Source organism: Micromonospora sp. NPDC047740 (assembly GCF_043204735.1).
GTDB lineage: Bacteria > Actinomycetota > Actinomycetes > Mycobacteriales > Micromonosporaceae > Micromonospora.
The window spans coordinates 32,892-52,367 of the sequence record NZ_JBIDCT010000013.1; the positions used below are offsets into that span (position 1 = coordinate 32,892).

General features: G+C 73.2%; 17 protein-coding genes. 10 read left to right on the forward strand and 7 right to left on the reverse strand.

Translation table 11 applies throughout. The annotated features are described in order from the left end of the window. Positions 1 to 3: 3 nt before the first annotated feature. Positions 4 to 1,635, reverse strand: coding sequence for an amidohydrolase (locus ACGF4F_RS23635; protein WP_393080316.1), 1,632 nt, complete (start codon positions 1,633 to 1,635; stop codon positions 4 to 6). 262 nt (positions 1,636 to 1,897) lie between these two features. On the opposite strand from ACGF4F_RS23635, the gene ACGF4F_RS23640 reads away from it, so the two are divergent. Genes ACGF4F_RS23640 through ACGF4F_RS23660 form a run of 5 tightly spaced genes read left to right on the forward strand, consistent with a single transcriptional unit; the run spans position 1,898 to position 6,912 of the window. Continuing rightward, entirely contained in the window at positions 1,898 to 2,785 is an 888-nt protein-coding gene (locus ACGF4F_RS23640; RefSeq protein WP_357440602.1) for an ABC transporter substrate-binding protein, read from the forward strand. Further along, on the forward strand, positions 2,782 to 3,741 hold the full coding sequence (locus ACGF4F_RS23645) for an amino acid ABC transporter permease (RefSeq protein WP_393080320.1): 960 nt from the start codon (positions 2,782 to 2,784) through the stop codon (positions 3,739 to 3,741). The genes ACGF4F_RS23640 and ACGF4F_RS23645 overlap by 4 nt, the downstream gene beginning before the upstream one ends. Next, on the forward strand, positions 3,738 to 4,502 hold the full coding sequence (locus ACGF4F_RS23650) for an amino acid ABC transporter ATP-binding protein (protein WP_357440597.1): 765 nt from the start codon (positions 3,738 to 3,740) through the stop codon (positions 4,500 to 4,502). The genes ACGF4F_RS23645 and ACGF4F_RS23650 overlap by 4 nt, the downstream gene beginning before the upstream one ends. After that, positions 4,502 to 6,118, forward strand: a complete 1,617-nt coding sequence (locus ACGF4F_RS23655) for a D-aminoacylase (RefSeq protein ID WP_357440594.1) — start codon at positions 4,502 to 4,504, stop codon at positions 6,116 to 6,118. Before ACGF4F_RS23650 ends, ACGF4F_RS23655 begins: the two co-directional genes overlap by 1 nt. Continuing rightward, entirely contained in the window at positions 6,115 to 6,912 is a 798-nt protein-coding gene (locus ACGF4F_RS23660) for a serine hydrolase (protein ID WP_357440591.1), read from the forward strand. The genes ACGF4F_RS23655 and ACGF4F_RS23660 overlap by 4 nt, the downstream gene beginning before the upstream one ends. Here ACGF4F_RS23660 and ACGF4F_RS23665 read toward each other — a convergent pair. From ACGF4F_RS23665 to ACGF4F_RS23675, 3 genes are all read right to left on the reverse strand, one after another. Beyond that, complete coding sequence (locus tag ACGF4F_RS23665; RefSeq protein WP_357440588.1) at positions 6,795 to 7,808, reverse strand: LysR substrate-binding domain-containing protein; 1,014 nt, start codon at positions 7,806 to 7,808, stop codon at positions 6,795 to 6,797. The genes ACGF4F_RS23660 and ACGF4F_RS23665 overlap by 118 nt on opposite strands. A gap of 157 nt (positions 7,809 to 7,965) precedes the next feature. Then, positions 7,966 to 8,403: a VOC family protein gene (locus ACGF4F_RS23670; RefSeq protein ID WP_357440585.1), complete on the reverse strand. Its 438-nt coding sequence runs from the start codon at positions 8,401 to 8,403 to the stop codon at positions 7,966 to 7,968. A gap of 1 nt (position 8,404) precedes the next feature. After that, entirely contained in the window at positions 8,405 to 8,989 is a 585-nt protein-coding gene (locus ACGF4F_RS23675) for a DinB family protein (protein WP_393080327.1), read from the reverse strand. Positions 8,990 to 9,050: 61 nt separating this feature from the next. On the opposite strand from ACGF4F_RS23675, the gene ACGF4F_RS23680 reads away from it, so the two are divergent. Continuing rightward, a complete protein-coding gene (locus tag ACGF4F_RS23680) occupies positions 9,051 to 10,013 on the forward strand; it encodes a helix-turn-helix transcriptional regulator (RefSeq protein ID WP_393080330.1) in 963 nt (320 codons plus the stop codon). Positions 10,014 to 10,129: 116 nt separating this feature from the next. Here the strand turns inward: ACGF4F_RS23680 and ACGF4F_RS23685 are convergent, their stop codons facing one another. The 3 genes from ACGF4F_RS23685 to ACGF4F_RS23695 form a co-directional block, all read right to left on the reverse strand. Further along, positions 10,130 to 10,885, reverse strand: a complete 756-nt coding sequence (locus ACGF4F_RS23685) for an ABC transporter permease (RefSeq protein WP_393080591.1) — start codon at positions 10,883 to 10,885, stop codon at positions 10,130 to 10,132. Between the two features lie 104 nt (positions 10,886 to 10,989). Next, positions 10,990 to 11,964 carry an ATP-binding cassette domain-containing protein gene (locus ACGF4F_RS23690; RefSeq protein ID WP_393080333.1) on the reverse strand — a complete coding sequence of 325 codons (975 nt, stop codon included), beginning with the start codon at positions 11,962 to 11,964 and terminating at the stop codon, positions 10,990 to 10,992. A gap of 66 nt (positions 11,965 to 12,030) precedes the next feature. After that, the gene (locus ACGF4F_RS23695; RefSeq protein ID WP_393080337.1) at positions 12,031 to 15,189 is read right to left on the reverse strand and encodes a BTAD domain-containing putative transcriptional regulator; all 3,159 of its coding nucleotides are present in this window, start codon (positions 15,187 to 15,189) and stop codon (positions 12,031 to 12,033) included. A 219-nt stretch (positions 15,190 to 15,408) separates the two neighbouring features. Between ACGF4F_RS23695 and ACGF4F_RS23700 the strand changes: the two genes are divergently transcribed. The 4 genes from ACGF4F_RS23700 to fmdA all read left to right on the forward strand — a co-directional run bounded on the left by ACGF4F_RS23700 (position 15,409) and on the right by fmdA (position 19,470). After that, on the forward strand, positions 15,409 to 17,217 hold the full coding sequence (locus ACGF4F_RS23700) for a RyR domain-containing protein (protein WP_357440568.1): 1,809 nt from the start codon (positions 15,409 to 15,411) through the stop codon (positions 17,215 to 17,217). Further along, complete coding sequence (locus ACGF4F_RS23705) at positions 17,207 to 17,710, forward strand: hypothetical protein (protein WP_357440565.1); 504 nt, start codon at positions 17,207 to 17,209, stop codon at positions 17,708 to 17,710. The genes ACGF4F_RS23700 and ACGF4F_RS23705 overlap by 11 nt, the downstream gene beginning before the upstream one ends. Before the next feature lie 176 nt (positions 17,711 to 17,886). Continuing rightward, positions 17,887 to 18,168 (forward strand): zinc ribbon domain-containing protein, encoded by a 282-nt coding sequence (locus tag ACGF4F_RS23710; protein WP_357440563.1) that lies wholly within the window; start codon positions 17,887 to 17,889, stop codon positions 18,166 to 18,168. Between the two features lie 48 nt (positions 18,169 to 18,216). Further along, a complete protein-coding gene (gene fmdA, locus ACGF4F_RS23715; protein ID WP_393080342.1) occupies positions 18,217 to 19,470 on the forward strand; it encodes a formamidase in 1,254 nt (417 codons plus the stop codon). Positions 19,471 to 19,476 lie beyond the last annotated feature (6 nt).

Below are 19,476 nucleotides of genomic sequence, written 5' to 3' on the forward strand. Positions count from 1 at the left end.
GCCTCATGCCGATTCGTAGACGACGGCGCCACCCGCGATCGTGTGGGTGACGCGCGCGTCGGCCGGTAGCCCTGCGCCGGCGGCGAACAGGTTGCGGTCGAGCACGGCCAGGTCCGCGCGCTTGCCGACCGCGATAGTGCCGCCGTCGGCGTCGTGGTTGACGTACGCCGAGCCAGCGGTGAACGCCGCGAGGGCGACCGACAGCGGCAGCGCCTGCTCCGGGAGGAACGGCGCGTTGTCGCGGTGCTCCGGGTCGATCCGGGTGACGGCGACCTCGATCTCCTCGAGCGGGTTCGCCGTCGTCACCGACCAGTCGCTGCCCATGGCCAGGGTGGCGCCGGAGCGCAGCAGATCACCGAAGGGATATTGCAGGTCCGCCCGCTCCCGGCCGAGGAACGGCACCGTGAGTTCCTCCATCTGCGGTTCCATCTGTGCCCAGTAGGCCTGGCAGTTCGCGGTGACCCCCAACTGCCGGAAACGCGGCACGTCCTGCGGGTGGACGAGTTGCAGATGGGCGATGTGGTGCCGGTTGTCGCGGTGTCCATTGGCCGTGCGGGCGGCCGCGACGGCGTCGAGGGCGTTGCGTACGGCGCGGTCGCCGATCGCGTGCAGGTGCACCTGGAAGTCGAGCCGGTCCAGTTCGGTCACCGCGGCGGCGAGCAGCTCGGCCTCAACGTACGCCAGGCCGTGGTTGTCGGTGTGGCCGCCGCAGCCGTCGCAGTACGGCTCGAGCAGCGCGCCGGTGTAGTTCTCCAGCACCCCGTCAGTCATGATCTTGACGGTGATCGGGTGGAAGCTGCCACCCCTGGCGGACTCCCGCTGGGCGAGGAACTCGGGGATCTGGTCGAGGCCGCGGTGCCGGTCCCACCACAGGGCGCCGACGACCCGGGCCGCGAGCCGGCCGGACGCGGCGAGCGAGCGGTACGCCGCCAGCGTCCCCGGCGTCACCCAGGCGTCCTGCCATCCGGTGATGCCCAACGAGTGCAGGTGCTCCTGGGCGTTGAGGATGGCCTCCTCCCACTCCGCGCGCCCCGGCAGCGGCACGTGCCGGTCGTTGAAGCTGTACGCCGCGCCCTCGTGCAGTGTGCCGGTCGGCTCACCGGTGACCGGGTCGCGTTCGATCCGCCCGTCATCGGGGTCCGGGGTGTCCCTGGTGATGCCGGCGATCTTGAGGGCTGTGGAGTTGACCCAGGCGCCGTGCACGTCCCGGTTGAACAGGAAGACCGGGCGGTCCGGCACGATCTCGTCCAGGTCTTCCTTGCGCGGGGTGCCGCCGGGGAAGTGCTCCATCGCCCAGCCGCCCCCGATGATCCAGGGCTGGTCGGGGTTGTCGGCCGCGTAGCGTGCGATCCGGTCCAGGTACGCGTGCCGGCCGGCGAGGTCGTTGAGCCAGACCCGGAGCCGGTTGCGCCCGGCGAAGGGCGCGTGGATGTGGGCGTCTTGGAAGCCCGGCAGCACCATGCCGCCCGCCGCCTCGACCACCCTGGTCCACGGGCCGACGAGCTCGGACACGGGCTCGGAGCCGACCGCGACGATCCGGTCACCGCGTACGGCGACGGCGTCGGACCAGCTGCGGGCGGCGTCGACGGTGTAGACGTCGGCGCCGGTGATGACCAGGTCGGCGTACTCGGTCACGGTGCCTTCCCCCTTCCGGCTCCACCGCACGGCCGCCCGCTGGCGCGTCAGCCGGGAGCTGATCCGGGCCGGCGGCTGTTGGCCCAGGATCGAAGCACATACCGAAACGCTTCGGCAATGATCGGTGCCGGCTTGGCGCCCTGGGGGGCCACGAACATCGAGCATCGAAAATGACGATGCTCACCCTGCAAAGCATTCGGGCTGTTCATGCTGGCTGATCCCGGATAGGGTCCCGCCAGTCGTCTCAGCCAGGAGGTTTCCGATGGTCAGCAAGCGTGCGCTGCGCATCGTCGTCGGTCTCGCCACACTCTCGCTCGCCGTCACCGGCTGCGGACGCTCGACCAGCGGTCAGACCCCGCAGGGCGCCGGCGGCGCCTCGGTCGCCGCCGACGCCAAGGCCGCCGATCTGGTCCCCGCAGCCGTCAAGGAGAAGGGCGTCCTCCGGGTCGCCACCGCCGAGGGCTACCCGCCGATGGAGATGTACAAGGACGGGACCCAGGAACTCACCGGCGTCGACCCGGACCTGGCCGCGGCGATCGCCGGGCGGCTCGGCCTCAAACTGGAGATGACCAACGCCAGCTTCCCCGGCCTGATTCCCGGCCTGCAGGCCGACCGCTGGGACCTGGCAATGTCCTCGATGAGCGACACCGAGGAACGCCGCAAGGCTGTCGACTTCGTCGACTACTTCCAGGCCGGCGGCTCGATCATGGTGGCCAAGGGCAACCCGGCCGGGGTGAAGGACCTGGCGGACCTGTGCGGCCGGGCCGTCGTGCTCGCCAAGGGCAGCTCCAACCTCGCCATCGGCGAGAAGCAGAACACCTCGTGCGCCAAGAAGATGACCATCTCGCAGAGCGAGGACGCCCCGACCGGCCTGCTGCAGATCGACGCCGGACGCGCCGTGGCCACCATCGTCGACTACCCGGTGGCCAAGATGCTGGCCCAGCAGAGCGGCAAGTACGACGTCCTGGAGGCCCAGTACGAGGCCGGCCCGTGGGGCATCGCGATCGACAAGAAGGACAGCCAGCTGCGCGACGCCGTGCACAAGGCGCTCCAGGAGCTGATCGACTCGGGCGACTACACCAAGCTCCTCGAGAAGTGGGGCGTGCAGGGCAGCGCCGTCAAGGCCGCGACGGTCAACGACCAGAAGTGAGCACACCGGTGGACGCGACCGCCGCAGGCCCAGGCCACGCCACGCCCGCCGGCCCGGAGACGCCGGAGGCGAACCGGATCAGTCACCCGCTGCGGCCCGGGCGCTGGTTGGCCGCCGGGGTGACCGTCCTGGTCCTGGTCTGGCTGGCCTGGACCATCGCGGTCAACCCGAACCTGCACTGGGACATCGTCGTCAAGTATCAGCTCGACCGGGTCATCCTGGACGGGCTCTGGGTCACCATCCAGCTCACCGTCGCCGCCATGGCGATCGGCGTGGCGCTCGGCGTCATCGTCGCACTGATGCAGGTCTCCGACAGCCGCATCCTGCGCACCGGCGCCATGGCCTACGTCTGGTTCTTCCGCGGCACGCCCCTGCTGGTGCAGCTGATCTTCTGGTTCAACATCGCGCTGATCTTCCCCGAGATCGGGCTGGGTGTGCCGTTCGGCGGCCCGAAGCTGGTGACCTGGGAGACCAACACGCTGGTCACCGGCTTCGTGGCGGCGCTGCTCGGGCTGAGCATCAACGAGGGCGCCTACATGAGCGAGATCGTCCGAGCCGGCCTGCGCGCGGTCGATCCCGGCCAGCAGGAGGCCGCCGCGGCGTTGGGCATGTCCCGCATGAAGATCATGAAGCGGGTCGTGCTGCCCCAGGCGATGCGGATCATCGTCCCGCCGACCGGCAACCAGTTCATCTCCATGCTGAAGACCACCTCGCTCGTCTCGGTCATCGCCGGCGCCGACCTGCTCACCGTCGCCCAACGGCTCTACCTGACCAACTTCGAGGTGATCGCCCTGCTGATCGTCGCGTCCATCTGGTACCTGGTGCTGACCACCGTCGCCAGCATCGGCCAGTACTTCCTGGAACGCCGGTTCAGCCGCGGCTTCGGCGCCACCACCCCGGGCACCCTGCGGGGACGGATCGCCCGTAACCTGCGCCCCACGGGGAGCGCGCGATGACCCCGCCGATGGTGCAGTGCCGGTCACTGCGCAAGAGCTTCGGCCGCCTGGAGGTGCTGCGCGGCATCGACCTGACCATCGAACGCGGCCGGGTGGTCTGCGTGGTCGGGCCGTCCGGCTCCGGCAAGTCCACCCTGCTGCGCTGCCTCAACCACCTCGAGGAACCGCAGGCGGGCCGGATCTACGTCGACGGCGAACTGATCGGGTACTCCGAGCGCGGCGGCCGGCTGCGGCCGCTGCCGGACGTGCGACTGCGCCGGCAGCGCGAGTCGATCGGCATGGTCTTCCAGCGCTTCCACCTGTTTCCGCACCGCACCGCCCTGGAGAACGTGATGGAGGGCCTGGTCGCGGTCAAGGGCGTCCCGTCGGCCGACGCCCGACGGCGCGCCGCCGACCTGCTCGACCGGGTCGGGTTGGCCGACCGCGCCCACCACTACCCGGCCCAGCTCTCCGGCGGGCAGCAGCAGCGGGTGGCCATCGCCCGCTCGCTGGCCATGTCGCCGAAGCTGATGCTCTTCGACGAGCCGACCTCGGCGCTCGACCCGGAACTGGTCGGCGAGGTGCTGGAGGTCATGAAAGACCTCGCGGCCAGCGGCATGACCATGATCGTGGTGACCCACGAGATGGGCTTCGCCCGCGAGGTCGGCGATCACCTCATCTTCATGGACGAGGGCCTGATCGTCGAACAGGGGCCACCCCGCGAGGTGCTCGCCGCGCCGCGCCACGACCGTACCCGCGCCTTCCTGTCGAAGGTGCTCTGATGGCGCGGCTCGACCTGCTGATCACCGGCGCCACCCTGATCGACGGCACCGGCTCGCTGGGCCGACCCGCCGACGTGGGCGCGCGGGACGGGCGGATCGTGCTGCTGCCACCGGGCAGCCGCGCCACCGCCGCCGAGGTGGTCGACGCGACCGGGCTGGTCGTCACGCCGGGCTTCATCGACGTGCACACCCACTCCGACCTGCTCGCCGGCGACGACCAGCAGCGCGAGGTGCTGCGGCAGGCGCCGCTGCGCCAGGGCGTCACCACCGAGATCTGCGGCAACTGCGGGATCAGCCCCTTCCCGATCCCGCCCGACCGCGACGGGCCCGTGCGGGAGCTGATCGCCGCGACCTTCGGCCCGCCCGCCTCGGCGTACGCGTCGTTCGCCGAGTTCGCCCGCGCGCAGGGCGTGGCCCGGCGCAACCATCTCGCCGCCCTCGTCGGGCACGGCACGCTGCGCGCCGCGGTGGTCGGCTTCGCCCAGCGGCACGCTACGCCCGAGGAAACCCGGCGGATGTGCGAGCTGCTCGACGAGGCGCTCGCCGCGGGCGCGGCCGGCCTGTCCACCGGTCTGATCTACTCCCCGGGCGTCAACGCCAGCACCGACGAGGTCATCGCCCTGGCCCGGGTGGCTGCCGCGCACGGCAAGCCGTACGTGACACACCTGCGTGACGAGATGTCCCAGGTCGAGTCCGCCCTCGAGGAAGCGATCGAGATCGCCACCGCCGCCGGGTCGGCGCTGCAGGTCTCGCACCACAAGACGGCAGGGCGGCGCGCCTGGGGGGCCACCGTCCGCACCCTCGCCCGACTGGAGCGGGCCCGCACCGAGGGGCTGGACGTCACCTGCGACGTCTACCCCTACACCGCCGGCAGTACCGCCCTGCACGCGATGCTGCCGCCGTGGCTGATCGCCGACGGGGTACCGGCGATGCTCGCCGCCGCAGCCGAGCCGGCGGTCCGCGACCGGATCCGCCACGATCTGGTCGCCGGGGTGCCCGGCTGGGAGAACACCGTCGGCAACGGCGGCTGGGACCTGATCCGCGTCGCGTCCGCCCCGAACAACCCCGACACCCAGGGCCAGACCATCGCCGACCTGGCCGCCGCGCACGGCGTCGACCCGGTCGACTACGCCTGCGACCTGCTCGCCGCCGAACGCGGCGACGTCACCATCCTCAGCCACTCCATGCACGAGGACGACGTACGCCGGGTGCTGGCCAGCCCGCTGACCATGCTGTGCTCCGACGGCGTACCGAAGGGGGGCCGGCCCCACCCACGGTGGGCGGGCAGCTTCGCCCGCGTGCTCGGCCACTACGTGCGCGACGTGGGACTGCTGGAGCTGGCCGAGGCGGTGCACAAGATGACGGCAATGCCCGCCCGCCGCTTCGGCCTGCCGGACCGCGGGCTGCTCGCCAACGGGTACACCGCGGACCTGGTGGTCCTCGACCCGCAGCGGATCGCCGACGGCGCCACCTACGACGAGCCGCTGGCGCCGCCGCACGGGGTGCGGTGCGTGGTGGTCGGCGGGCAGGTCGTCGTGGACGGCGATACGGTCACCGACGCCCGACCGGGCCGGGTGCTGGCCGTACCGGATCGAGCTGGGCTGGGGCGGCCGTGAGCGCGGCCGGCGGCGGCCCGGCGGTGCGGGTCGGTGCGATGGTGCGGCGGCTGGACGACGGCCACACCCTCTCGGCCGAGCCCGACCTGGTCCTGCCGCTGGCCAGCGTCGGCAAGGTGCTGCTCCTCGGCGAGGTGGCCCGGCGGCTCGCCGACGGCACCCTCAGCCCGACCCAGCCCGTCGAGCTGCGCGACGACGACCGGGAAGTCGGCGGCACCGGCCTGATCGGCCAGCTGTCACCCCAACACTGGACGGTCGCCGACCTGGCCACGGCAGTCGCCGCCGTCAGCGACAACGCCGCCACCAACGCCCTGCTCCGGCTGGTGACGCTGGACGCCGTGCGGCAGCTGGCCCACCGCGCCGGGCTACGGCACACCACCATGCACGACCGGATCCGCCCCGAGCGCGGTCCGGACGTACCGGAGACCTTCGCCAGCGGCACCGCCCGCGAGCTCTGCGCCTTCCTCACCGACGTGGCGGCAGGGACCTGGCAGGGCCCGCAGGCGTGTCGGCTGCTGCGCGGCTGGCTCGCCGGGAACACCGACCGCACGATGGTCGCCGACTCGATCGGCCACGACCCGTGGTCGAGCGACGGGGTCCGGGTGGAGAACAAGACCGGCACCGACACCGGCGTACGCGCCGACACCGGCATCGTGGCCGGCCGGCATACTGTCATCTACGCCGTGATCGCCGCGTTCGAGCCCGGGGCCGAACGGGCCGCCATGGCCGAACTACGGCGCTGGGGCACGGCCGTCGACCGGCTCGCCGGGCCCCACCGCCCCGACAGCTCCTGACTCAGCTCCACCGCCGCGTCGGTCAACCGCTCGACGAACCTGCCGACCACCGGATTGGGGTTGCCGGGGCGCAACGCCACCCCGATCTCCCGATGCAGGCTGGCGTGGGCGAGCTGCCGCACCGCCACCGCACCCGGGTTGCGCAGCCCCAGCGACGGCACCAGCGCCACCCCGACCCCGGCCCGCACCAGGCCCAGCACCACCTCGTAGTGGTCGCTGCGGCACCGGATCCGCGGCGCGAACCCCTCGGCCCGCGCCGCCAGCTCCAGCACCGACACCTCACCCTGCACGCCCAGGGTGGTGATCCACGGCTCGGCCGCAAGGTCGCCCAGCTGCAGCCGCCGCCGGCCGGCGAGCGGATGCTCGGCCGGGAGCACCACCAGCTGCGGGTCCACCATCAGCGGCTCGACCCTCGCGTACGGCAACTCCTGGGCCGGACTCAGCGGATGGTCGAAGACCACCACCAGGTCCAGCTCGCCCTGCTGCAGGCGGGGCAGCAGCTCGTGCGGCTGACCCAGGATCAGCGCCAGCTCCACCTGCGGATGGTCCCGGGTGAAGCTCGACAGCGCGCGCGGCAGCAGCTCCGTGCCGGCGGTGGCGAAGAACCCGATCCGCAGCAGTCCCCGGCGGCCCGCACCGTGCGCGGACAGCTCGTCGCGGGCCGCCGACATCAGATCGGCGATCTGCTGCGCGTAGTCCGCCAGGCGCTGGCCCGCGACGGTGAGCCGCAGGCTCCGCGGCCCCCGGTCCACCAGCGCCACCCCGGCCTCCTGTTCCAGGGTGGCGAGCTGGTGGGAGACCGCGGACGGGCTCAGCCCCAGCTGCTCGGCCGCGGCGACGATCGTGCCGTGCCGCGCGATCTCGAGGACGACCTGCAGGCGTGCGGTGTTGAACATCGGCGGCTGCCTTCCCTGGTCAAAGGCGGTGGGGTCGGCTGGACCTCCGCCCGGCCCACACTCTCGCACGCCCGCCCGCGTCGGCTCCGCGCTGCCTACCGTGGCCTGGGCACCGGTCCCGACCGTGCTGACGTCGCCGGTCCCGTCGCGCGGCCGATCAGTCGAGGCAGAACTCGTTGCCCTCCGGGTCGGCCATCACGATGTGACCGGCGCCGAGCGGGGGAGCGGGCTCGTGGCGCCCGAGCCGGGTGGCGCCGCGGGAGACCAGCCGCTCGGCCTCCGCCTCCAGGGCCGCCATCCGCGCCTCGGCCTCGAGCCCGGGCGCGGCTCGCACATCGAGGTGCACGCGGTTCTTGACCTGCTTGCGCTCCGGCACCCGCTGGAAGAACAGCCGCGGTCCGGCGCCCTCGGGGTCGACCACCGCCGAGGCGTCGTTGCGGCGCTCGGGTGGCACGCCCATCGCCTCCAGGGCCTGCTCCCACGACTCGAAGCCCTTGGGCGGGTCCTGCACCCGGTAGCCGAGGGCGTCGGCCCAGAACGCCGCCAACCCGGCCGGGTCGGCGCAGTCAAAAGTGATCTGTACGTCGCGGGCCATCTCAGTTCGCCTCTCGTCGGGTCTCTTCGTGAGTGTGCTGGTAGAGGTCGCGGAGCAGGCACACCTCGGCCAGATGGTGGATCAGCTCGCGGTTGATGTGCAGCACCAGCGCTGCCAGGGGACGCCCGGCGTACGGGCCCTCCGCCTCCCCGCACGGGCGGGCGAGGCCGGCTTCGCCGAGGGACTCGACCCCGGCCAACCACGTGGCGTACTCCGCGTCGAGCTGGGCCAGCGCCGCGGTCGCGGTCGTGGCGTACTCGAACGACTGGTAGTCGGTGGGCACGCGACCGAAGTGCGCGGCGTTACGTACCGCGAGCACGCCGACGATCACGTGCCCGAGCCGCCAGGCGATTGTCGTGAACGGTGGGGGGTCGGGCTGCGGCATCGCGAAGTCGATGGTCATCGCGCCGGACCCGGCCTGCACCGGTGCGGTGCCGGTGCCGCGCGGGCGCACGCTCCAACAGCCGGGCGCCGGCTCCCAGAAGTACTCGTCGCCGGTGAGTCCGTCGAGGCGCTCGCGCAGTTGGGTGGTCCAGTGCCAGGCGAGCTGGTCCCGGAGCAGGGCGTTCCAGGTCTGGTCGGTCATGGTGCCAGCCTCACGCAGATAGCGGACAGAATCGTTCCGTGATCCGTGGGACGATGAGTGCGTGACCGTGGAAGCGACGACCGAGCGGGTGCTGCGGCTGCTGGCGCTGCTGCAGCGGCGGCCGTCCTGGACCGCCGCCGAACTCGCCGCCGTGCTGGGGGTCACCGACCGGTCGGTGCGCCGCGACGTGGAGCGGCTGCGCGCGCTCGGCTACCCCGTGCACGCGACGGCGGGCGTCGGCGGCGGCTACCAGCTCGGCGCGGGCACCCGGCTGCCGCCGCTGCTCCTCGACGACGAGGAGGCGACCGCGACGGCGGTGTCCCTGCGGCTGGCGGCCGGTGGCACGGTCGCCGGCGCGGGCGAGGCGGCGCTGCGGGCGCTCGCGAAGCTCGACCAGGTGATGCCGCCCCGGCTGCGCGCCGAGGTGCGGGCCGTGCACGCCGCCACCGAGACGCTGGTCGACCCCGGGGTCGAGATCGACGCGGAGCTGCTGGTGACGCTCGCGCGGGCCTGCCGCGACGCCGTGCGGGTGCGGTTCCGGTACGCCGGCCGCGACGGCGGGGACCGCGAGCGCACGGTCGAACCGGTGCGGATGGTCACCACCGGCCGCCGCTGGTACCTGATGGCCTGGGACGTCGACCGAGACGACTGGCGCACCTTCCGGCTGGACCGGATGCGCGAGGTGGTGGCGACGACCTGGCGCTTCCGGGCGAGGGAGCACCCCGACCCGGTCGCCTACGTGCAGCGGTCGGTGACCGAGGCGCCGTACCGGTATCTCGCCCGGGTGCGGGTGCACGCCCGGCCCGACCGGGTGCGGGAGCTGGTGCCACCCCAGGTGGGGCGCGTGGAGGACGACCGCGACGGGTGGTGCGTGCTCGTCGTCGGCGGCGACAACCTGGACTGGCTCGCCGTGCGGGTCGCCGGGCTGGGCTTCGAGGCGGAGATGCTGGAGCCTCCGGAGCTGCGGGAAGCGGCCGCCCGGCTCGCCCGCCGCCTCGTGGCGATGGCCGGGATAAGTCGATGAGCCGCTGTCCGCTGCCGGATCGCAGCCAGTACCGGTAGCCCAAGCCGGCAGCGGAGGAGGCGGATGCCCGCGCACCCACCTCCTCCGGCGTACGAGCGACGCGCCCGCCCGGTCGGTCAGCGGCTGAGCCGCTGGTAGCGGCGGACGGCCAGCGGCGCGACCAGCACGATGAGCAGCAGCGGCCAGCCGAGCGCCAACGGCAGCGGATGCTGCGCCGCCCACGACTCGCCGCCGATGCCCGGGTTGCCGAACAGCTCCCGCGCGGCCGCGACGGTGGCGGACAGCGGATTCCACGCGGCCACCGCACCCAGCCACTGCGGCAGCAGGTCCGGGGCGACGAAGACGTTGGACAGGGCGGTGAGCGGGAAGGCCAGCGGGAACACGATCACCGCGACCGTGTCCGGGTTCGGCACGAGCAGGCCGAACAGGATGCCCACCCAGGTGAGCGCGAGCCGCAGCAGCAGGATCAGGCCCGCCGCCGCCAGCGCGTCGCCCACCCCGTTGCGCCACCGCCAACCCACGAGCAGGCCGCAGACCACCAGCGTGGCCAGCTCCAGCACGGCCCGAGCGAGATCGGCGCAGGCCCGCCCGGTGAGCAGCGCGGACCGGGCCATCGGCATGGACCGGAACCGGTCGACCACGCCACGGCTGGCGTCGACGGCGACCGCCGACGCGGTGGCGCCGAGGCCGTAGAGCATCGTCATCACGAACACGCCGGGCAGCAGAAACTCCCGGTAGTTGCCGTTGTCGGGCACCGCCATGCCGCTGCCGAACACGTAGCCGAAGACGAGCACGAACATGATCGGCAGGCTGAAATAGAGGATGATCTCCTCGGGCGACCGGACCACGTGCCGCATGTTCCGCCCGGCCATCACCCAACCGTCGGCCACCGCCCAGCCGAGCCGGGCCAGCGGACCGGCGGGCGACCGCACCTCGGTGGGTTCCGCCGCACCGCGCCGTGAGTCGACTGCCGTGCTCACACCGCCACCTCCTCGCGGGTACCGGCCGACCGGTGCCCGGTGAGCCGTAGGAACGCCTCGTCCAGGGTGGGCCCGCGCAGGACGACGTCCTCGACCGCCACCCCGTGCTCCTGCAGTGCCCGCATGACGTCGGCGAGCGCGCCGATCCGGTCCACGACGGGCGCGCTGAGCTGCCGGATCTCCACGTCCACGGACACCGGCCCGCCGGTGATCCGTTCGACGACGCCGGCGGCGGCCGGCAACTGCGCGGCGTGCCGGACCACCAGCTCGATCCGGTCCTCGCCGATCCGGGCCTTCAGCTCGGCCGAGGTGCCCTCGGCCACCACCCGGCCGGCGTCCACCACCGAGATCCGGTCGGCCAGCTGGTCCGCCTCCTCCAGGTACTGCGTGGTGAGCAGCACCGTGGTGCCGTCGGCGACGAGCGACCGGACCGCCTCCCACAGGCCGTTTCGGCTGCGCGGGTCCAGCCCGGTGGTGGGCTCATCCAGGAACAGCACCCGCGGCGTGGTGATCAGGCTGGCGGCGAGGTCGAGCCGCCGGCGCATCCCACCGGAGTACGCCCCGGCCGAACGGTCCGCGGCGTCGGCGAGCCCGAACTGGTCGAGCAGCTCGTCGGCCCGGCGCCGGGCCACCCGCGCCGGCAGGTGCCGCAGCCGGCCGAACAGGATCAGGTTCTGCCGCCCGCTGAGGATCTCGTCGACCGCGGCGTACTGCCCGGTCAACCCGATCAGCGCGCGGACCCGATCGGGGTGCCGGGCCACGTCGTACCCGGCGACCCGCGCGTGCCCGGCGTCGAAGCGCAGCAGGGTGGCCAGGATCCGCACCGCGGTGGTCTTGCCCGCGCCGTTCGGGCCGAGCAGTCCGCATACCGTGCCGGCCGGCACAGTCAGGTCGAACCCATCGAGCGCCGGCGTGCCGCCGTACGACTTGCGCAGCCCCTCGGCGACGACGGCTGATGTTTCGTAGGTCATGCCGGCAGCCTGGCCGGCCGCGCTGACCGGCCGCGCACCGTCCGCTGACGGCGGCTGTGCACGCCGTCAGCGCCCGTCCAACAGCGCGAGCGCCCGCTCCCGGCCCAGCCCGGCGCCCCGGGCGAAGGCCCGCTCGAACGTCCCGTCCCCGAGCTCCGCCCTGGCGGCCGCCGCCACCGGCGCGGCCTGCGCCGCCTCGCCGGCGCCGGTACCGCGCAGCAGCGCCGACACCGACCCGAGCAACAGCGCCGCCCGCTCGGCCTCACCGCGCCGCAGCACCGGCCCGACCAGGCCCTCCACCGCGGCGCCGACGGTCGGCACGTCCCACACCCCGAGGGTCGCGCCCAGCACCTCCCGGTAGCGGGCGCGGGCCGTCGGTGCGTCCCCGACCGCGTCGGCAATCTGTCCGAGCGCGACCAACGCCGCCAGCCGCACCACCTCGGCGCCGAACCAGCCGGCCGGGCACTCCGCCACCGCCTGCTCGCACAGCTGCCGGGCCCGGTCCAGGTCACCGCTCCGCCGGGCGATCTCGCCGAGCCCGTAGTGGGCCGCTGCGACCAACTCCGGCGCCCCGGCCGGTTGCGCGACCTCCACCACCCGGTGGTAGTCGGTGCCCGCCCCGTCCAGGTCACCGACCCCGAGCCGCCCGTCCGCCCGGGTACGCAGCAACTCGGCCATGTCGAGCGCCGAGCCGAGCTCGCGCGCCAACCGCAGCGCCTCCGCCATCGGTTCGGCGGCCGCCGCGGAATCCCCGACCCGGTAGGCACCCTCGGCGAGCGTGCTCAGGACCAGGATCATGCCCCACCGTTCGCCGATCGCGCGGAAACCGTCGAGGGCCACCGCCAGCTCCGCGCGGGCCTCGTCGTACCGGCCGTTGAGCAGCCACAACATGGCCAGCCCGAGCGACCCCAGGGCCTGACTCCACGGGTCACCACCGAGCAACCCGTCCCGCCGCTGCGTGAGCAGCGACATCCGCTCCTGTGACGGGGGACCGGCGGTCATCCCGGACAGGTAGAGCAGGAACGGGTACGCGGGCGGCCGGCCCAGACCCCAGAGGATGTCGCTGGCCGTCAACGGGTCCGCGCTGCCGCAGCCGCTCACCGCGGCGACCAGCAGGCAGAGCGCGTACTCCTCGGCGAGCCCTGGTGGCGGGGCGCCGAGCCGGTCGACGAGCCGCCCGGCCAGCGCGGCGCCCTCGGCCCGCAGGCCCCGCAGCCACCAGTAGAACGACAGGGCGGCGACCAGCCGCAACGCGACGGCAATGTCGTCGCCCGCCACCGCCCGGCGCAGGGCGGCGAGCAGGTCGTCCCGGTCGGCGTCCAGCCGCCGCAGCCAGTCCAGCTGCGCCGCGCCCCGCAACCCGACGTCGCCCGCCCGAGCGAGGTCGAGAAAATACGCCGCGTGCGCGTGGCGCAGCCGCTCGACCTCGCCCGCCTCGGCGAGCCGCTCGGCCGCGAACGCGCGCACCGTCTCCAACATGCGGAAACGCCCGTCGGTCGCGTCCACCAGCGACTTCTCCACCAGGCTCGTCAGCACGTCGAGCACGTCCGCGTCCACCGGCGCGCAGACCCGCTCGATGGCCGCCAGGTCGGCGCTGCCGGCGAACACGCTCAGCCGGCGCGCCAGCCGCCGCTCCGGCTCGCCCAGCAGATCCCAGCTCCAGCGCACCACCGCCCGCAACGTCTGGTGCCGCGGCTCGGCCACCCGGCTGCCCCGGTTCAGCAGCCGGAACCGGTCGTCCAGCCGGGCCGCCACCTCCGCCGCCGGCAGCGCCCGCAACCGCGCCGCGGCCAGCTCGATCGCCAGCGGCAAACCGTCGAGGGTACGGCAGATCCGCAGCACCGCCGCCACCGTGCTCGCGTCCACCGCGAACCCCGGCGCCACGTCGGCGGCGCGGTCCGCGAACAGCCGCACCGCGGCGTACTCCCGGGCCAACTCGGACGGGACACTGCCGGACGGCACCGGCAGCCCGACCACCGGGCAGAGCGCCTCACCGGTCACACCGAGCGGTTCCCGGCTGGTGGCCAGGACGCGGACCATCGGGGCGGCCCGCAGCAGCCGTGCGGTGAGCCGAGCCGCGTCGGCCACCACATGCTCGCAGTTGTCGAGCAGGAGCAGCAGCCGGCGGTCGGCGAGCGCCGCGACCAGCCGGTCGGTGACGTCGCGGGGCCCGCCCGGCACGCGCAGCGCGGCGTCGCGCAGGTCGAGCGCGGCCAGCACCGCCGGGGCGACCTCCGCACCGGCCGGCACCGCGGCCAACTCGACCAGGCACACCTCGCCGCCGTGCCGTGCGGCGGCCTCAAGACCCAACCGGGTCTTCCCCACGCCGCCCGGGCCGTGCAGCGTGACCAGCCGAGCCTCGCCGAGCAGCTTGCCGAGGCGGCGCAGTTCCTCCTCCCGGCCCACGAAGCTGCTCAACTGACCGGGCAGCGACGGCAGCCGGGGCGGGGCCACCTCGGCGCGGGGTTCGACCTCGTCGCGCAGCAGAGCCGCGTGCAACGCGACCAGCTCGGCGGACGGGTCGGAGCCCAGTTCGTCGGCGAGCACCCGACGAAGATCCGCGAAGGCGGTGAGCGCCTCGGCCCGGCGGCCGTCGGCGTGCAGCACGCGCATCAGCTGGCCGTGCAGCCGCTCCCGCAACGGGTGCGCGGCCACCAGCTCCCGCAGCTCGGCCACCAGTGTCCCGACGGCAGACGATCCGGGCCCCGCCAACCGCAGCTCCGCCTCGATCCGGTCCTCCGTCGCGGCCAGCCGGCGATCCCGCAGCCGCGCCGCCTGCGCCGCGGCGAACGGCGCCTCCAGCACATCCGCCAGCGGTTCCCCGCGCCACAACGCGAGCGCCTCGCGCAGCAGGTCGGCGGCTCGGCGCGGATCACCGCCGCCGAGCGCGGCCCGCCCCGCGTCGGCCAGGCGGACGAACCGGTGCACGTCGACGTCCTCCGGGTCGACCGCCAGCCGGTAGCCCGCCGGGTGGAACTCGACCGGATCGACCGGCCCGGTCGACAGCACCTGGCGCAGCCGGGACACCTGCGACTGCAGCGCGTTCGCCACGCCGGCCGGCGGGTCGGCGCCGTAGAGGCCGTCGATCAGCCGCCCCCGCGGCACCACCCGCCCGCCGTCGAGCAGCAACAGCACCAGCAGCGCACGCAGCCGCGGCCCGCCGACGGTCAGCCGGCGACCGTCGGCGGTATACACCTCGGTCGCGCCCAGGATGCCGAACCGCACGGCGTCGATTGTCGCTCAGGCGTTCCTGGCCGACGACGGTCACCGCCCACCGGTTCGGGTTCACCTGCGAAATGCGCAGGTGCGTCGAGCGCGGCCCCGATCGACTCCGTCCAATAGCATGGCGCTCATGGTCGCAACCTGGTGGCCGCGCCGCCCCTACCGGCGTCCCCGCCGAGCCGGCCCCTGCCACCACCGTCCCACCGACCCGAGAGTCGCTCGATGACGGACCCCGTCGCCGGCTTTTCCCGCCCAGCCGGATGGTGGCTGCGCATCGTGTTCGGAGTCATCGGGCTGGCCTCCCTCGTCCTCGGCTACATCGGCTTCGAGCGCCTGCTCGCGGTACGGCCGGAGACCGCCCACGACCCGTACGACGTGCTCTACTACGACCTGCAACTCTTCGTCCTCAGCGCCGAGCCCTTCCAGAACGCCGGCCCCTACCCCTGGCAGCTGCAGGTCGCCCGGTTCACCGCCCCGCTGTTCACCCTCCTCGCCGTGGCCGAGACCGGCCGGCTGCTGCTGGCCGCCGAGATCCGCCGCCTGCGCGCCCGACGAGCCCGCGATCACGTCCTGGTCTGCGGCGACTCCCAGTTCGCCCACATGCTCGCCGACCGGCTCTTCGCCGACGGCGAACGCGTGGTCGTGGTGCGCTCCGAACCGTTCGGACCGCTGGAATACCGCCGGCGCCGCTATCTCGGCGTCGTCGGCGACCCGACCAGCCCGGAAGTGCTGCGCGGCGCGGGGCTACCCCTGGCCCACACCATCTACGCCTGCACCGACGACGCCGACCGCAACCACGCGATCGCCAACACCGCCAGCCGACTCGTCCAGGACCGGCGACAGCCACCTCGGGTCTACGTGCAGGTCCACGACCCCGAGATGTGCCTGTCCCTGCAGGCCCGACGACTCGGCGCCGCCGGATCCAGCCGACTACGGCTGGACTACTTCCACGTCGACGACGTTGCCGCCCGCGCGCTGCACCGCCACCACCCACTGCCACCCGCGACCGGCCGACCGACGAGGGTCCTCATCGCCGGCACCGGCGCCTTCCGCCGAGCCCTCCTGGTGGAAACCGCCCGGCACTGGCGAGCCCGCCGCGCCGACACCCCTCCCGGTCACCTCGTCACACCCCTGCGGGTGGACCTCGTCGCCCCGGACGCCAGCACCGAACTGGCCCTCGCGGCGTCCCGCTACCCGTTCCTGACCACCGTCTGCCAGCTCGCCGCATACAACCTGGACCTCGACCGCCTCGTCGAGCTCGCCCCGCTCGAACGCGACCACTACGACCGCATCTACATCTGCGCCCCGGAGGAGACCAGCGGCCTGCAGTTCGTGCTGGACACGCCCGCCCTGTGGCAGGGCGCGGAGAGTTCCGTGTTCGTACCGGTCTATCGGCAGGCCGCGCTCGCCGCCGCCTTCCACGGCGACTCCCGCCACGACCTCCTCGACGAGGTGCACGGCAAGCTCCGCCTCTACCCGGTGCTGACCCGCGCCTGCGACGCCCGACTGATCGCCGAGGACCTCACCGAACGGCTGGCCCGGCTGATCCACGACCGCTACCTGCAAGCCCAGCAGCGCGCCGGAGTACGCCCGGGCGACGTGCCGGCGATGGTGGACTGGTCACGACTGCCCGAGTCACTGCGGCGAGCCAACCGGGCCCACGTCCAGGACATCGCCGCCAAGCTGTTGAACCTCGGCTGCGTCGTGGCACCCCGGCACGGCAGCACCGGCGACGCCTCCGCCGCCGGGCTGGCCATCGACGACCGGATCGAGGAACTCGCCCGCCTCGAGCACGAACGGTGGTGCCGGGAACGACGAGGAGAAGGCTGGACGTACGGCGAACCCCGCGACGACGCCCGGCGGCGGCACCCGGCGCTGCGGCCGTGGGACGAGCTGACTCCCGAGGTCCAGGAGCAGAACCGCGAGGAGATCCGGGCGCTGCCCGACGTGCTGTCCGACAACGGGTTCGAGCTGATCCGGCTGGCACCCGCGGTGCCCGCGCAGCGGAGGGGACCGGAGAATGTCGACTGATTCCGTACCGGTGCGTGTCGGCATCACCGGGCACATCAACCTGACCCGCGCCACCGAGGGTCTCGTCGCCGACGCGCTCCGCGTCGAGCTGCGCCGGATCAGTGACCGGCCGGTGCACGGTGTCACCTGCCTGGCGGCCGGCGCCGATCAGGTCTTCGCGCGCACGATTCTGGCCACCGGCGGCACGTACGAGGTGATCCTGCCGGCGCGGGACTACCGGACCGCCGTGATCGACCCCGGGAACCGGGTCGCCTTCGACGAGCTGCTGGCCCGGGCGGTCGAGGTCATCCACACCGGGTACGACCGCTCGGGCACCGCCGCCTACGTGGCGGCCAACCGGGAACTGGTGCGACGGGTGCAGCGACTCGTGGCGGTGTGGGACGGCGAACCCGGCTGCCACGCGGCGTCGACGGACCGGACCGTCGATTGGGCGCGGCAGCGCGGCATCCCGACCACTGTCCTCTGGCCCGACGGCGCCGCTCGGCTGGATTGACGGGTCGGCACCTGCGGGCTGCCGGTGCCGTGCCACGGAGCAGGACTGTTGCCCCGGCGTTCACGAGTTCCGGCGTTGGCCTGCGCGGCGGGCGGTCCGCGTCCGATGCTTGGCACCACGGGCACGCGACTACCGACCCTCCTGGGACGGGCGTGTCTCAGCCGAGGGGAGGCGGGGTGGCGACCTACACGTACCGATGTTCCCGGCACGGCGACTTCGCGGCGTCGTTCCCGATCGGCGAGGCCGCTGCCCGTGCCCCCTGTTCCGTGTGCGGCAGCGACGGCGTCAGAGTGTTCTCCGCGCCGCTGCTCGTCCGCACGCCACGCCGGTTGGCCGCGGCCATCGACCGGGCGGAGCGGAGTGCGGAGAAGCCGGACGTGGTGTCGGCGATTCCTGGCGGGCAGCAGGCGAGCCGGCGCCCGGTCAACCCCCGCCTGGCTCGCCTCCCGCGGCCGTGAGACAGGGCCCGAACCGCGCGGACGGCACGTGCTGAAGGGAAAGCGGCTATGCCCGAACTGTTGTTTCCCCTGGACTCGACCAGGAGTTTCACCGACCAGGAGAAGGTCGGCCACAACAGATGGCACCCGGACATCCCGCCCGCGGTCACCGTCCGGCCCGGCCAATCGTTTCGGGTCCACTGCCGGGAGTGGTTCGATGGCGCCATCCACAACGACGACTCGGCGGTGGACGTGCGGGACGCGCCCCTGTCGAAGGTGCACGCCCTCAGCGGGCCGTTCGCGGTGCAGGGCGCCGAGCCCGGCGACCTGCTCGTGGTCGACATCCTCGACGTCGGCCCCATCCCGCAGGAGGATTCGGGCCCGCTCGCCGGCCAGGGCTGGGGATACACCGGCATCTTCCCCAAGCGCAACGGCGGAGGCTTCCTCACCGACCAGTTCCCTGACGCCTACAAGGCGATCTGGGACTTCACCGGGCAGAAGGCGACGTCGCGGCACATCCCGGGAGTCGCGTTCACCGGGATGATCCATCCGGGGCTGATGGGCACGGCCCCGTCGGCCCAGCTGCTGGCGACCTGGAATCAACGGGAAACGGCACTGCGGGCCACGGATCCCGACCGGGTGCCGCCACTGTCACTGCCACCCGAGCCGCGTGACGCGATCCTCGGGACGCTGAGCGGCGCCGACTTCGACCGGGTGGCGGCGGAAGCGGCCCGTACGGCGCCCCCTCGAGAAAACGGTGGGAACCAGGACATCAAGAACCTCACCAAGGGATCACGGGTCTTCTATCCGGTCTACGTCCCGGGCGCCAACCTGTCTGTCGGCGACCTCCATTTCTCCCAGGGCGACGGTGAGATCACGTTCTGCGGCGCCATCGAAATGGGCGGCTTCATCGACCTGCACGTCGACCTCATCAAGGGCGGCATGAGCACCTACGGCGTCTCGGAGAACGTCATCTTCCTGCCGGGAAACACCAACCCGCAGTACTGCCAGTGGCTGGCCTTCTCCGGCATCTCCGTGACGCTGGACGGCGAACAGCGCTACCTGGACTCCCAGCTGGCGTTCCAGCGAGCCTGCCTGCATGCCATCGACTACCTGACCAAATTCGGCTACACCCCGGAACAGGCCTACCTCCTCCTCGGCGCCGCGCCGATCGAGGGACGGTTCTCCGGGGTGGTGGACATCCCGAACTCCTGTGCCACCGTCTACATCCCGACCGAGATCTTCGACTTCGACGTGCGGCCGTCAGCCGGCGGACCGACCAGGATCGATCCAGGCCAGGGTGCGCCGAAGGCGAGCTTCTGAGGGACG